This window comes from Lysinibacillus sp. AR18-8, assembly GCF_001705465.1.
Classification (GTDB): domain Bacteria; phylum Bacillota; class Bacilli; order Bacillales_A; family Planococcaceae; genus Lysinibacillus; species Lysinibacillus capsici.
The window spans coordinates 196,011-210,439 of record NZ_MDGU01000004.1; the positions used below are offsets into that span (position 1 = coordinate 196,011).

Below are 14,429 nucleotides of genomic sequence, written 5' to 3' on the forward strand. Positions count from 1 at the left end.
ATTATGATTCATCTGGCATTTTGTCTTTCGAGCGTATTTGCAGTTCAGGGGTACGTTCTAGTTGCTCTATAAATTTTCTCGTCTTAAACCGAATACCGGTTTGTTCTTCATAGATGGTTGTTATAATTTTTTTAATGAAATATTTTGTTTCTTTTTTTAGTTCTATTTTTCCAATTTGGTCGATAGGAACAGTGTAGAACATCCTGATAAGTTTCAGCTGTGTTGGCGTTAAGCGAATGATATAGGGGTCATGCTGATAACAGCGATGGCATAAGAATCCTCCTTGAGCAAAGGAAAAAGCGAATTCCCCATCTACTGCGCCACACGCAGCACAGGCATGTAAAATAGGTTGTACACCTGTATAGGGCAACATTTTCCATTCAACAAATAGCGTAATAGCTTCAGGATCGTAGCCATCCTCAATTGCTTGTAGTGCATGTAGTAAAACATCGAACGCAAATGGCTCTGGCTTTCCTTCTTCCACAACTCGCTCCACTAATTCCATAATATAGCTAGCATAAGCAGTAGCCATAATATCCTCACGAATATGGCGCATTGAATTTAAATGTTCTCCCTGTTGCAAAGTTCCCATGCCTGTATGATGTTGTACCATAAACATCCCATAGGTAAAGGGTTGCGTGATGGAAGCCAATCTACTAGAAGGTTTTTTTGCCCCTCTAGCCATCGTAGCCACTTTACCAGCTTCCCGAGTTAGCAAAATAACAATCTTATTAGATTCCCCATAAGCGCGAACCTTTAATACAATCCCCTCCCATTTATGAAGCATAATCCCCCTCCTTTCATAAAAGAACTATCCATGCAAAGAGAGCTGCCCAAAATAATTTTGGACAGCTCAAAAATAAAAATGATCAAATACTTCTAGATCCTTTTGTGCCTACAAGAAGAAGTTAACCTAAAACCGTCACGTCAAAATTTGGCGTCTATTCCTGATTCAACGGGCCATGTTCGTCAACGTTACAATTCATTGGCTAAGCCAGTAAAAACTTAATATTCATCATCACGGAATCCAAAATCACGTAAATGTGTAGCTTTATTACGCCAATCTTTTTGCACCTTTACCCATAGCTCTAAATAAACTTTAGACCCTAGAAGCATTTCGATATCCTTTCGCGCACGTGTCCCTACTTCTTTTAGCAAGGCTCCACGTTTTCCAATAACTATCCCTTTTTGAGAATCACGCTCCACAATAATTGTAGCCGCTACATGAATTTTATCCTCATTTTCTTCATCACGACGAATTTTATCAATTACCACCGCGATAGAATGGGGAATTTCTTCACGCGTTAAATGTAGGACTTTTTCACGAATAAGTTCAGATATGATAAATCGTTCAGGATGATCTGTCACTTGATCGGCTGGGTAATACTGAGGTCCTTCTGGTAAATACTTCGCCAATGTCACTAATAAATTTTCAACATTATTGCCTTGTAGCGCAGAAATCGGTACAATCTCCGCAAAGTCATAGCGCTCTTTATAGCTCTCAATAATTCCCATTAGTTCATCTGGATGAATGGCATCAATTTTATTGATGACCAAAAAGACAGGTGTTGGGTTTCCTGCTAGCATTTCTAGAATAAATTCATCACCTTTACCGAGTTTTTGCTCAGCATTAACCATAAACATAATAACGTCTACTTCACGCAATGTGTTTTTAGAAACCTTCAGCATGAAATCGCCTAGTTTATGTTTTGGCTTGTGAATACCTGGTGTATCAATAAAAATCATTTGGCTATCATCTGTTGTTAGTACGCCTTGTACTTTATTTCGTGTTGTTTGTGGCTTATCACTCATGATCGCAATTTTTTGGCCAATGACACGATTTAAAAATGTCGATTTGCCAACATTTGGACGACCAATGATGGAGATAAAGCCTGATTTATAGCCATTTTTAGTTTCCTGCATTCTCTAAATCCTCCGTCGTAAATGCAAACGGTAGTAATTCGCCCACTGACGTTACCGTCACATCACCTTTTAAATTCGTTAAATAAACAGGCATAGTTGGAGCACAAAACTCCATCATGACCTGGCGACATGCTCCACATGGGGCGCATGGTCCGTCTGTATCAGCTACAATGGCAATGGCCTCGAATTCGTAAATCCCCTCCGATACTGCCTTAAAAAACGCTGTACGTTCAGCACAATTTGTCATACTATAGCCTGCATTTTCAATATTACAACCGTGAATAACCTCTCCATCTTTAGTTAGTAGAGCTGCCCCTACTTTAAATTTTGAATAAGGAACATAGGCTTTTTCACGTGCCTTTTTTGATTCTTCTAATAATGCATGCATATCCATTGTCATCTATACTAATTCTCCCTCACATTTATGGTTTATTTTCAATTAGAAGACACTCATTTCCATTAAAACCATTTTGGCAGAAAGATGAGTAATCCGATTATAGCACTGAATAGCGCAAATACAAGCACTGCACCTGCTGCAATATCTTTTGCTTGCTTAGCAAGCGGATGTATCTCTGGGGAAGCTAAATCGACTACCCGTTCGATAGCTGTATTCATCATTTCCAGCGCAAACATTAGTGCTATTAATAGTAGCACAATATACCACTCCATACGAGATAAACCTGTCAAATAACTAGCCAGTATAACAATGATTGCACTTACTATATGTGATTTCAAATTTTGTTCTTTACTTGCAGTTATGATGCCTTCAAAAGCATAGCCAAAAGATCGCAAGTATTTTCGCAAATTCATCTAATCTCGACCTAAGCCAAAAGTTTGGAGAATCTCATCTTGCTTTGCAAACATCACTTTCTCTTCTTCTGGCTCCATATGGTCATAACCAAGTAAATGTAAAAAACCATGTACAGCTAAAAAGCCTAATTCTCGCTCAAAGGAATGATTATATTCCTCTGCTTGCTCTTTTGCACGATCAGTCGAAATAATGATATCACCTAATACACGTGGCATACCTTCAAAAGTTACTTCAATTTCCCCTTCACCTAGCTCCTCTAGTGCAAAGGAAATGACATCTGTTGGTTGATCTTTGCCACGATATTCACGATTAATATCTTGAATTGCCTTGTTCGTTACAAACGTCACCGAAACCTCTGTTTCTGGCTCAATATTTTCTACACTTGCAGCATGATGTAATAGCTTTTCAACAAGTTCGATATGTTGTGCTCCCACTTCATTTGTTTCATCCGTAAAATCAATTGTTAAAATCATAGATCCTCCTACTTATCTGCCTTTGGATATTCAATACGTGAATGGAATATCCCATTCAACGTTTCACAAAGTACTCTCTCTATACATTTTAACTCTTTTATTGAAATATCGCATTCATCAAACTGATTATCTTGGACGCGATCATCGATAATCGCTCGTACTAGCTTCTGAATTTTCTCTGCATTTGGCTCTTTCATAGAACGTACTGCTGCCTCGACACTATCCGCAACACTTATAACAGCTGCTTCTTTTGTTTGTGGTTTGGGCCCTGGGTATCGGAACTTTGCCTCATCAATATTTTTTCCTTCTTCCTTTGCTTTAAACAAGAAGAATTTTAACAAACTTGTGCCATGATGTTGTAAAGCGATATCAATAATTTCTTGGGGCATTTTATAACGTTTTAACATATTGGCACCATCTGTCGTATGGGCGATAATAATCTCTGCACTTGTTTCAGGTGGTAACGAATCATGCGGATTGATGCCCGACATCTGATTTTCGATGAAAAAGGAAGGTCGTTTGGTTTTACCAATATCATGATAATAACAACCTACACGCGCTAATAAACCGTCAGCACCAATCTCTTCACACGCAGCTTCCGCTAAGTTCGCTACCATCACACTATGATGATATGTCCCTGGAGTTTCCATTAATAATTTTTTTAATAATGGATGGTTGGGATTGGATAGCTCAATTAAGCGTAAAGACGAAAGCAAGCTAAACGCCGATTCAAAGAATGGTAAAAGTCCCATCGTTAATGCCCCTGAAAGCAAGGCTGATAACATCGCCGCTATTAAGTAAAATGCTAATTCTGGTAAGCCATAGGATGATTGTGTCATTAACAAATAAAACGCAATAAATGCCATGTTTACAAGGGAAATCACACCAACCGCATGTAAAATATGTGAGCGTTTTTCCACACTACGCAAAAAGAATAGGCTTGCAAACCCTCCGAATATGATATACAGCGTAATTTCCATTTGCATAACTGAGGAATAGCCTTCTTGAAAAATTACCCCTGCTGAAGCAGCCGTCATAACTGTAATTAATACGGCTGCTCGCTCATCTGCTAGCAATCGTACAAGCATCGTCGCTAGTGCTGTCGGAAATAAAAAGGCAATCGTCACATCAAAGCCACTAGAAACTAAGCTAATAAATTTCATTAGCAAAATAGACAAGCTATAAACAATCACTGTGACTAACAGTGCATTACGTTTTTTTCGTTCGTTCGTCTCCCAACGCTCAAATAAAATATACATAAACATCATTTGTAGTAGCGTTAAAATAATAAGCCCTGCTATCGGCTTAAAGGAGGCTTTATTACTAACCATCCCTAATAGCTCTAATTGTCTAAAAGCCTCATTGTCAATAATTTGGCCTTCTTGAACAATAATCTGACCTTGTAAAATTCGTGTCGGCTCTACACTTTCTTTGGCCTGCTGTTTTCGAATCTTTGTTTGTTCTTCGTTAATTGTTTCATTTTCAATAATGCTTGTACGTCCTATTAACACGACTGTATTGAATATTTTATCAGGATATCCTCGTTGTCCACGAATCTTTGTTTCAAAATCATTTTGTGCAACAAAGACGTTCTCTGGTCGGATGGATTTTTGTAAATATTCCTCTACAAATTTAGATAATTGCGTACTTGTTCTAGTTAAATCATCTTCACTTTGTACTAATAGACCTTCCAGCTGAGAATCTGTAAAAATTAACGGCATCTGGTCTTCGTCAATGGATTCAAATTTTTTTCGAAGCTGTGTAACCTGGTCTGCAATAGGAATAGGTTCCTTACTATTTGCAACATCTTTTTTCACTTCCAAAACATAATCAAATAATGATGTTACAATCGCTGCTCTTTGCTTGGCGACATCCTCCGAAAATTGATAGACTGAATCCACTGCATTGGCAGCTTTTTCTCGCTCTAGCTGTGTTTTATAAGTGTCTTCAATCGTTTTAGTAGATCGTACGGTTTCAGGCGCAAGCTGTAATGGTTTGAAATCATATGTAACTCCTTTAACATTGCCATACATGAACCCAAATTGTAGGCCACCTGTTAAAATGAGAATGATGATAAGAAAGTAGCGAAAACCGATAAGCTCTGTAAATTTTCGAAGTTGTTTCTCCATCTGGCACCTCCTCTATCTACCTACTATCATACCAATTCAACATACATTTTTCTCGAAAAATGTATAAGAAAGCAAAAAACAGCTATGCATCTTCGCATAGCTGTCACATTTTTTTCCATATTTTGATTAAATTCGTGGTTTAGGTTTTAACTATATGGATGTTTTAAACCTCGTTGCCCCTGTCGCTTCGCTTTCGGGGCAGACTTTAGAATTGCTACGCAATTCTAAAGTTGCTGTTCTTCGTAGGCTTGAATGATTTTGGCTACGATTGGGTGACGTACGACATCGCCTTGTTCTAGTACTTGGAAATGAATAGATTTAACATACTTTAATGTACGTTCTGCTACAATCAAGCCAGATTCTGTATTTTTGGGTAAGTCGATTTGCGTTTTATCACCTGTGATGACCATTTTAGAGCCGAAGCCTAGACGAGTTAGGAACATTTTCATTTGTTGATGTGTTGTATTTTGTGCTTCATCTAAAATAACAAAGGCATCATCTAATGTACGGCCACGCATATAGGCTAAAGGGGCGATTTCAATCGTTCCGCGTTCAATTAGCCGCTGTGTTTGTTCTGAGCCGTAGATGTCGTTTAAAGCGTCGTAGAGAGGTCGTAGATATGGATCGACCTTTTCCTTTAAATCTCCTGGAAGAAAGCCTAGAGACTCTCCAGCTTCAACAGCAGGGCGAGTTAAAATAATTCTCTTAACATGGCCGTTTTTAAGTGCCTGTGTTGCCATGACTACCGCTAAATACGTTTTCCCAGTACCGGCTGGACCAATACCGAAAACAACGTCTTTATGACGGATTGCTTGTATGTATTCTCGTTGACCAATTGTTTTTGCACGAATTGACTTACCTTTCGTCGTGCGTGCTATTTCTTCATCATATAGTTCTGCAAAATACTCGATTGTTCCTTTTTGTGTCATTTCAATAGCTGTTGTGACATCACGTTGATCAATATTAATTCCTTTGCGAATGACCTTCAATAAAGCATGCAGAAGAAATGTTGCCTGTTCCTTAGCATTTTCTTCACCCGCAAGTTGAATTTGTTCACCACGCGTAATGATATGAACATTAAGTGCTTCTTCAACTAATTTCATATTTGCATCGGAAATACCTAGTAGCATAACCGCTTCATTTGGATTATCCACCTGTAATACAGTTAACTGTTCTGACATAATCATTCTCCTTGTAGGCCTTGTATTGGACTTGCAATGTTTTCATTGACTAAAAATAGAACTTTCCCTTCAACTGTACCATTCCCCCACTTTGCCTGTAAAAGGTTTTCTTTCTTGATGATTGTTTTTGCAGGTAACGAACGTAATACTTTTTCATGCAATAAAGGAATCAGCAATGACTCAATTTTCGATTCATCCAACTCTACTTGCATCGTTTTCGTCTGTTGCTCCTCTACAATTGAAACATAGGGAGATAGCCAATTCGGTAAATCCTTTCTTTGTACATAATCCACCTTTTCCTCATGTATACCCTTTATCAACACTCGCCATTGCTTTTGCTGCAAGGTTTCCACGGTAATTTTTGTTGGAATTTTAAATGAACATTCAAGCCAATAGTCTGCATAAACCTCTCCCTTCGCCCCTACAAAAACTTGATCTGTGCCACTTTCTAATACACCACTTACGAGGACGTCACCCTCGTAGGCTGTATCATTTACTGAAATTTTTCGCTCGCCATGCTGTATATTAAAGTGTGTAATGACACCACTTTTCGTTGCTACTATATGGGAGGCTAATTTATCAGTTGTTTGCTCTGTTTGTTTAGGTGATTCTTGTGGTCTCAAAATTACTCGTCCGCCATGTTTATCAATATGAACCCATGATAGCTCTCGGTGTTGCTCTAACAGCTTTTGTCGTATAACCGTATTGGAAGGTAACTTTTTTTGAGATAAAGGGGTTTCTAATTGAAAGGTTTCATGAAAGGTCTTACCTAAACGCTGCTCTAGTTCTGGTGTTGCGGCTTCTATGTCCACTCGCCATATGACTTGTGCACAAAGAATTGGAATAGCAATCATAAAGGCTAAGCCCAATAAAGTCCAAATTTGCGCTCGAAAAACTTGAAGCTCATCTGCATAAAATACAGCCATTTTTAAGCGAAAACGTCTTCGTACACGGCGAATTTTTGGTAGATAATGCATCGTCGTTTCAAAGGAAACTTCCTGCTCACGAAAGACAACACGCTTTAATGGGACATGTTGAGCGTGCAATGCTTGAATAAAAGGATGAACATTTTCATGGCGCTTTATACGTATAATAATTGGCCGATTATTCCACATTTTTGCTCACACCCATATTCTTTGTCATTTTCATATGAAGCTCCTGTAGATTGTCAACAGTGAGATGTAGCATTTCTTCTTTGAGCGCATTGATTGTCACTGAATCCGCATTGACAGTAATATGATAATCTGCATAGACAAACGAACAGGTCGTCGCATCTGCATGAATAAAACGGTAGGGTCCAATAATTTTTAATGATTCGTATTCTAACAACTCAAGTAGTGGCGTTAATTGAAATAATTTTTTCATAAAAAATGCCTCCTTCTTCGGCAATATATGCATCGAAAAAGGAGGACATGCTAGTTATTTTCTTTTTGATTTCGGTGGCCCTAATATTTCAGCCATCACGATTGCTTGCATAAGATCATTTTTAGATTGAGGTAGTTGTAAAGTCGAATTTGTGCCAACTGATTGCACTTCTTTTTTTCCAGCAGCTAATCGTCCTCGACCTTCTCGATTAGAAGAACGGCTAGGGATATCTGCTGGAATGACAGCTGGAGCAACATAGCTTGGTATTTCCCTTTTCACTTGTTCTTCAACAAATTTTTTAGGCTCCTCGACTTTCTCATTTTCTGGAATCCAATCTCCTATAAATTCTCGTGCAAAATCTTCAAAACTCTGTGCTTTCCCAGTACGATGTGGTGCTTTCTCCGTAACTGGAGGCTCCACCACGGTGTCTTTATTAAAAGGAGGCATCTGCTTCTGAGGCTTTTTATTTTTTGATTTTCCGAAAATAGAGCTGACTATGGCAATTATGGCGAAGATTATTAACTGTTCCATATGTTAGTTTCGCTCCTTTCCGTTATTATTAAGCATTGGGTTCATTTTTTTCTGGTTTATCATTGCTTACTTTTGAGATAGAGTCGCGCATCGCTGTATCTGCTTGGATATTGCGATAGTTCATATAATCCATAATGCCAAGATTACCAGAACGTAAGGCTTCAGCCATCGCTTGTGGTACTTCCGCTTCTGCTTCTACTACTTTTGCCTTCATCTCTTGAACACGTGCAATCATTTCTTGCTCGTTTGCTACAGCCATTGCACGACGTTCCTCAGCTTTTGCTTGCGCAATGTTTTTATCAGCTTGTGCTTGTTCAATTTGTAATTCAGCCCCGATGTTTTTACCGATATCTACATCCGCAATATCAATGGATAAGATTTCAAAGGCTGTTCCTGAATCCAAACCTTTAGATAAAACCGTTTGTGAAATCATATCTGGATTTTCTAATACTTCTGTATGACTAGTAGCCGAACCAATTGTAGAAACGATCCCTTCCCCTACACGGGCAATAACTGTTTCTTCACCAGCACCACCGACTAAACGCTCGATGTTGGCACGCACGGTAATACGAGCCTTTGCTTTTACCTCAATCCCGTTCATTGCTACACCTGAAATGAAAGGTGTTTCAATAACTTTTGGATTAACAGACATTTGAACAGCTTCTAATACATCACGCCCAGCTAAATCAATTGCTGCACAACGTTCAAATGACAGCTCAATATTGGCACGGTGAGCCGCAATTAAGGCATTCACTACACGGTCAACATTACCACCTGCTAAATAGTGACTCTCTAACTGATTAATCGTTACAGGTAAACCTGCTTTATGTGCTTTAATCAACGGATTAACAATTCGAGAAGGGATTACACGACGCAATCGCATCCCAATTAATGTAAAAATGCTCACACGTACACCTGCTGCTAATGCAGAAATCCACAATGCAACGGGTACAAAGGTAAAGAATACCGCAAGCACAATGAATAAAATAACTAGTCCAGCAATAGGACCAATCAAAGCTAAATCAAAACCCATTTTCTATTCCTCCATCTCTTTATCTGTTTGTCTCACAACAATGCGTGAGCCTTCAACTTTAATAATTTCTACATGTTGATTGGCATCGATATAGCCACCTTCTGATACAATATCAATGCGTTCACTACCAAGTACCATTGTTCCAGATGGACGAAGTGGTGTAAGCGTTTTCCCAATTTTTCCTAACAGTTCTGTGCGATTCACATTGGATACATACCCTTCTTCTGTCGTGGTTGCATCCATTAACACAAGCCTGTTTAAGACATGCAGTTTTTTTCCGAAAAATTTCATCAGAATCACCATTCCTATCATCGCTATCACAAGCGCAATGAGAATTGCTACTATCATTTGCATCATATTTGCACCTGCCAGTATCAGACTTAGTACTATTAAGACACCACCTAAAATACCAACAATTCCACCAGGGACAAAAAACTCTGCAATTAAAAGGGCTAAGCCAACAATAAATAACAATAATGTTTCATATCCCGCAAAGCCGGCCACCATATGTCCAAAGAAAAATAAACCAAGTGCTGATAAGCCCATTATACCTGGAACACCAAATCCTGGCGAATAAAGCTCCATCACAAGTCCTAAGCTAGCGATAGACAATAGAATAGGTACAATGATGGGATTTGTAATAAAACGAGCTAACTTTTCAGAAAAGGTTGGTTCAATGGGAACAACATCACTACCATTCAAGTTGGTTACTTCTAAAAGCTCCTGAAAATCGTTAACCGTCCCTTCAGAATATTTAACCTTTGCTGCCTCTGAGGCTGATAGGGTTAACAAATTCTTTCCGCCAGCACGGTATTCTGGTAGTTCATAGTTGGTATCTGCCATTGCTAATGCATACTTAGGGTCGCGCCCTGACGTTTCTGCTGCTGCTTTCATTTGAGCAAGCCAAGCGCTATTGGCCTTTAGGTCGGCTGCATTACCTGCTGAATCGATAACTGCCGCTGCACCGATTGTTCCATTTGGAACCATGTAGATCTCATCCGCATGTAAGGCTAAAAACGCTCCTGCTGAGTGCGCATCCTTATTAATATAAGCAATCGTTTTTATTTGCGTTGCATCCATAAGCATGGCGATATCGCTTGCTGCATTCACAAAACCGCCAGGCGTATGTATTTCTAAGATAATCGCCTCTGCATTGTTTTCTTCAGCCTCTTTAAAAGCTCGTTCTAAAAATGCATGAAGTCCTCGCTCTACTTCATTATGAATCGGAACATGATAAACCTTATTACTGGCTAAAGCCGAAGTTAATGGAAACGCTAACAAAAGAGTCATCCATATCACTAGTAAATAGCTGAGGATTCTCCGTTTTCGCATCTTTTTCCCTCCCTTCTAACATGCCTCTCCTCTGTATATACGGTCAATCATGCGAAAAGTTTCACAAATCTTAAAAAATTTATTAATTATTTATCATTCGATCTAATGCCAATTACTAACACTTAGTATGTGCAAAAAAGCCGAATGAATCAAAGTGATTTCATTCGGCTTTTTCATATGTACGTAAAGTTGAGCAATGTAAAATACCTGAAATTAATCAAAAATGTGATTAATTTCAGGTATAACTTTGTCTGCTCAGTGAATCATACAATTGCGTGTTATGAACGTAGGGATTTTTAATGGGAAATTAAATTACCACTTACGTTTACGTGCAGCTTCTGATTTCTTTTTACGTTTTACGCTAGGTTTTTCGTAGAACTCGCGCTTTCTAACTTCTTGAATTGTACCACTTTTTGATACAGTACGTTTGAAGCGGCGAAGAGCATCTTCAAGCGATTCGTTTTTGCGAACGACAGTTTTTGACATCTCTCTTTCCCTCCCTCCGAACACACGTCAATACACAATTAGGCAAATCACCTTCTGTTGTGTACTAAAAAATTATATCGTATTGTCTAATAATGGTCAATAGAAAGTATGCGAAATTATCAAGTGAATTTTTGGTTTTATTTTTGCTCGAATTATTCATACACAATTCGCCCACAATAAAAATAATTACATTTTCCTAACAATTAAGGGGTTTACAAAAAATAGAATAAGGGCGTAGAATAATCACATTCAATTTCATATCGGCCAAATCTCAACTATTTGAGAACGGAGGAACCAATCTTTTGGGGTTAATTCTGCTTTAGCAGAAGGGATGAGAAAGCTCTTTCGCCATCCTACCCGTCAGCTAACTTCGTCGGCTAAAGCGAAGGAGGTCGTTATTGACCACCATTATTAGCATGCTTTCTACCCTTTTCATGCTCTAATCGTAGGTCTTTTTATTATGCCATCTAACAAACAGTTGTTTACTATTCAGAATTGAGGGAAAATTAAATGAACAATTTTAAAAGAGCATTAAATCCTCCCAAAGTTCTTGTATTGGGCTTTGCCCTTATCATTGCCATAGGTACGTTTCTTTTAACAATGCCATTTTCTACTGAGGATGGGAAGGGTTTGCCCTTTTTAGATGCTTTATTCACTGCTACATCAGCTACTTGTGTCACAGGTTTAATTGTAGTTGATACAGGTGATACCTTCTCTATTTTTGGCGAAGTGGTCCTTTTATTCTTAATCCAAATTGGCGGTTTAGGATTTATGACATTTGCCACATTATTATTTTTACTGCTTGGAAAGAAAATTTCATTAAAAGAAAGACTGCTGCTTAAAGAAGCATTTAATAATATCTCCATTGCTGGTCTTGTTCGATTAGTGAAAAGAATATTGCTCTTTACAGCATGTATTGAAATAATCGGTGGTCTAATTCTATCGATTCGTTTTTCTTTTGATATGCCTATTGGAAAGGCCCTTTATTTTGGATTTTTTCATGCCATATCCAACTTCAACAACGCGGGCTTCGATTTAATGGGTGGCTTTAACGGAATGACTGCCTATGTTGATGACCCCTTTGTTGTTTTCACCATCTGTGCTCTTATTACAATCGGTGGATTAGGCTTTATTGTGATGAATGAATTGTATGAATATCGTGTAACTAAAAGGCTTTCTGTCCATTCAAAAATAGTCTTAGTAACGACACTTTTGCTCACTGTTAGCGGAACCATTTTGATATTTTTGTTTGAGTATGGCAACCAAAAAACTCTTGGACCATTATCCGAATGGGGTAAAGTATTAGGTTCCCTTTACCAAGCGGTTACACCACGAACTGCTGGCTCCAATACACTGGCTATTGGGGACTTAACGCATTCTACATTATTTTTAATGATTCTTTTCATGTTTATTGGGGCAGGCTCTGGGTCGACTGCTGGAGGTATTAAAATCACAACCTTTGCTGTTTTAGTAGCTACTATGTGGTCACAAATTCGAGGAAAAGAAGATGTCGTTCTCTTTAAACGTAGAATTGTTACTGAAACTATCTTAAAGGCTTTGACGGTTACAATGTGTGGAGGATTAATTGTTGTAGTCGTGACGATTATTCTCAGTATCACGGAACAGCATCATAGCTTTATGATGTACTTATTTGAGGCTACCTCTGCGTTTGGTACTGTTGGTCTTTCGATGGGCCTAACTCCAGAGCTAACACCTGCTGGTCGTCTTCTTCTGATTATTACAATGTTCGCAGGAAGAGTAGGACCATTAACCATTGCTTTTGCCATTGCAAAACGAAGAAAAAAAGAGAGTTTCCGCCACCCAAAAGGAAATATTATGATTGGATAACCAAATGAGAGGAAGACAGAACGCTATGACCATTAAACAATACGCTGTGATTGGCTTAGGTAGATTCGGAACAAGCGTCGCTCGCAGATTGCATGAAGCTGGACAGGAAATATTAGGAATTGATATAAATGAAGAAAGAGTAGAGGATGCCGAACCCTATGTGACTCACGCTGTGGTTGCAGATACAACAGAAGAAAAAGCCTTAAAATCGATTGGTATTGGTAACTTCGATTGTGTTATCGTAGCGATCGGTAATGATATGCAATCTAGTATTTTAACCGTCTCTTTATTAAAAGAGCTAGGGATCAAAAAAGTGATCGCAAAGGCACTTGGTAAAAGACATGGACAAGTGTTAGATAAAGTAGGAGCTGATTGGATTATTTACCCAGAAAGAGATATGGGTGAACGTGTAGCTAATCAACTCCTATCCCCAAATATGTTGAATTATATCGAATTATCAAAGGAATACAGCATTGAAGAAATTATGATTCCTTCCAAAATGGCTGGACAAAACCTTCGGGATTTAGACTTGCGCGCAAAATATAACGTCAGTGTAATTGCGATTGTGCGCGAAGGTGAAATTATTATCTCCCCTTCTCCTGAGCAAATTATTGAAAAGGAAGATTTATTAGTAATGATTGGTCATCGAAAAGATCTTAGCTTATTCTCAAATATTCAGTAACCGCAAAAAGGCTGTGTCAAGTTCACCTTGATACAGCCTGCCATTTTTGTCTTAGAAAACTTTCTTTTGATCTCTATCATCTTTTAAAATTTCAACAGCCTCTCTAAAGCGCTGGGAATGAACAATTTCCCGTTCACGTAAAAACTTCAAGCTATCATTTAAATCCGTGTCATCTGATAAGTCAATAATCCATTGATATGTGGCACGTGCCTTTTCTTCGGCTGCTATATCCTCATACAAATCCGCGATAGGGTCACCCTTTGCTTGAATATAGGTTGCTGTGAATGGTACCCCCGAGGCGTTTTGATAAAATAGAGCCCGATCGTGATTTACATAATGATCACCCAATCCAGCTTCTTTCAGCATTTCTGGTGTTGCATCTTTTGTTAGCTTATAAATCATCGTGGCAATCATTTCTAAATGTGAAAATTCCTCTGTTGCTATATCGGTCAATAACCCTACTACTTTGTCAGGAATCGTATAGCGCTGATTCATATAGCGTAGAGCTGCTGCCAGTTCCCCATCCGCTCCTCCATATTGTTCAATTAAAAACTTTGCAAGCATTGGGTTACATGTACTAACTTTTACCGGATACTGGAGTTTCTTTTCATAATACCACAAAGATTTTTCCTCCT

At 38.5% G+C, this 14,429-nt stretch carries 16 protein-coding genes and 1 riboswitch; of the genes, 2 read left to right on the forward strand and 14 right to left on the reverse strand.

The genetic code is table 11. From position 1 onward, the window contains the following. Position 1: 1 nt before the first annotated feature. From recO to rpsU, 13 genes are all read right to left on the reverse strand, one after another. A complete protein-coding gene (gene recO / locus BFM98_RS02415) occupies positions 2-787 on the reverse strand; it encodes a DNA repair protein RecO (protein ID WP_048392194.1) in 786 nt (261 codons plus the stop codon). A gap of 218 nt (positions 788-1,005) precedes the next feature. Continuing rightward, entirely contained in the window at positions 1,006-1,923 is a 918-nt protein-coding gene (gene era, locus BFM98_RS02420; protein ID WP_004227129.1) for a GTPase Era, read from the reverse strand. After that, positions 1,910-2,323 carry a cytidine deaminase gene (locus BFM98_RS02425; protein ID WP_081011012.1) on the reverse strand — a complete coding sequence of 138 codons (414 nt, stop codon included), beginning with the start codon at positions 2,321-2,323 and terminating at the stop codon, positions 1,910-1,912. Before BFM98_RS02425 ends, era begins: the two co-directional genes overlap by 14 nt. Positions 2,324-2,382: 59 nt before the next feature. Continuing rightward, positions 2,383-2,733 (reverse strand): diacylglycerol kinase family protein, encoded by a 351-nt coding sequence (locus BFM98_RS02430; RefSeq protein WP_048392193.1) that lies wholly within the window; start codon positions 2,731-2,733, stop codon positions 2,383-2,385. Next, entirely contained in the window at positions 2,734-3,207 is a 474-nt protein-coding gene (ybeY, locus tag BFM98_RS02435; RefSeq protein ID WP_066036447.1) for an rRNA maturation RNase YbeY, read from the reverse strand. Positions 3,208-3,215: 8 nt separating this feature from the next. Further along, the gene (locus BFM98_RS02440) at positions 3,216-5,336 is read right to left on the reverse strand and encodes an HD family phosphohydrolase (RefSeq protein WP_004227107.1); all 2,121 of its coding nucleotides are present in this window, start codon (positions 5,334-5,336) and stop codon (positions 3,216-3,218) included. A gap of 224 nt (positions 5,337-5,560) precedes the next feature. Further along, a complete protein-coding gene (locus BFM98_RS02445; protein ID WP_016994096.1) occupies positions 5,561-6,517 on the reverse strand; it encodes a PhoH family protein in 957 nt (318 codons plus the stop codon). A 2-nt stretch (positions 6,518-6,519) separates the two neighbouring features. Then, the gene (locus BFM98_RS02450) at positions 6,520-7,632 is read right to left on the reverse strand and encodes a sporulation protein YqfD (protein ID WP_048392191.1); all 1,113 of its coding nucleotides are present in this window, start codon (positions 7,630-7,632) and stop codon (positions 6,520-6,522) included. Beyond that, entirely contained in the window at positions 7,622-7,882 is a 261-nt protein-coding gene (locus BFM98_RS02455; RefSeq protein ID WP_048392190.1) for a hypothetical protein, read from the reverse strand. The genes BFM98_RS02450 and BFM98_RS02455 overlap by 11 nt, the downstream gene beginning before the upstream one ends. A 54-nt stretch (positions 7,883-7,936) precedes the next feature. Beyond that, entirely contained in the window at positions 7,937-8,413 is a 477-nt protein-coding gene (locus BFM98_RS02460) for a hypothetical protein (protein WP_054550098.1), read from the reverse strand. A 28-nt stretch (positions 8,414-8,441) separates the two neighbouring features. Further along, the gene (floA, locus tag BFM98_RS02465; protein ID WP_016994103.1) at positions 8,442-9,446 is read right to left on the reverse strand and encodes a flotillin-like protein FloA; all 1,005 of its coding nucleotides are present in this window, start codon (positions 9,444-9,446) and stop codon (positions 8,442-8,444) included. Positions 9,447-9,449: 3 nt separating this feature from the next. Then, complete coding sequence (locus BFM98_RS02470; protein ID WP_066036448.1) at positions 9,450-10,778, reverse strand: NfeD family protein; 1,329 nt, start codon at positions 10,776-10,778, stop codon at positions 9,450-9,452. A 312-nt stretch (positions 10,779-11,090) separates the two neighbouring features. Then, on the reverse strand, positions 11,091-11,264 hold the full coding sequence (gene rpsU, locus BFM98_RS02475) for a 30S ribosomal protein S21 (RefSeq protein ID WP_004227078.1): 174 nt from the start codon (positions 11,262-11,264) through the stop codon (positions 11,091-11,093). Positions 11,265-11,516: 252 nt separating this feature from the next. Then, positions 11,517-11,658: riboswitch (cyclic di-AMP (ydaO/yuaA leader) on the forward strand. Between the two features lie 116 nt (positions 11,659-11,774). Here rpsU and BFM98_RS02480 point away from each other — a divergent pair. Together BFM98_RS02480 and BFM98_RS02485 are read left to right on the forward strand one after the other, a co-directional pair. Beyond that, positions 11,775-13,112 carry a TrkH family potassium uptake protein gene (locus tag BFM98_RS02480; protein ID WP_048392187.1) on the forward strand — a complete coding sequence of 446 codons (1,338 nt, stop codon included), beginning with the start codon at positions 11,775-11,777 and terminating at the stop codon, positions 13,110-13,112. A gap of 25 nt (positions 13,113-13,137) precedes the next feature. Next, a complete protein-coding gene (locus BFM98_RS02485) occupies positions 13,138-13,794 on the forward strand; it encodes a potassium channel family protein (protein WP_004227067.1) in 657 nt (218 codons plus the stop codon). A gap of 51 nt (positions 13,795-13,845) precedes the next feature. Here BFM98_RS02485 and BFM98_RS02490 read toward each other — a convergent pair whose 3' ends face one another. Then, complete coding sequence (locus BFM98_RS02490) at positions 13,846-14,415, reverse strand: manganese catalase family protein (protein ID WP_004227065.1); 570 nt, start codon at positions 14,413-14,415, stop codon at positions 13,846-13,848. Between the last annotated feature and the right edge of the window lie 14 nt (positions 14,416-14,429).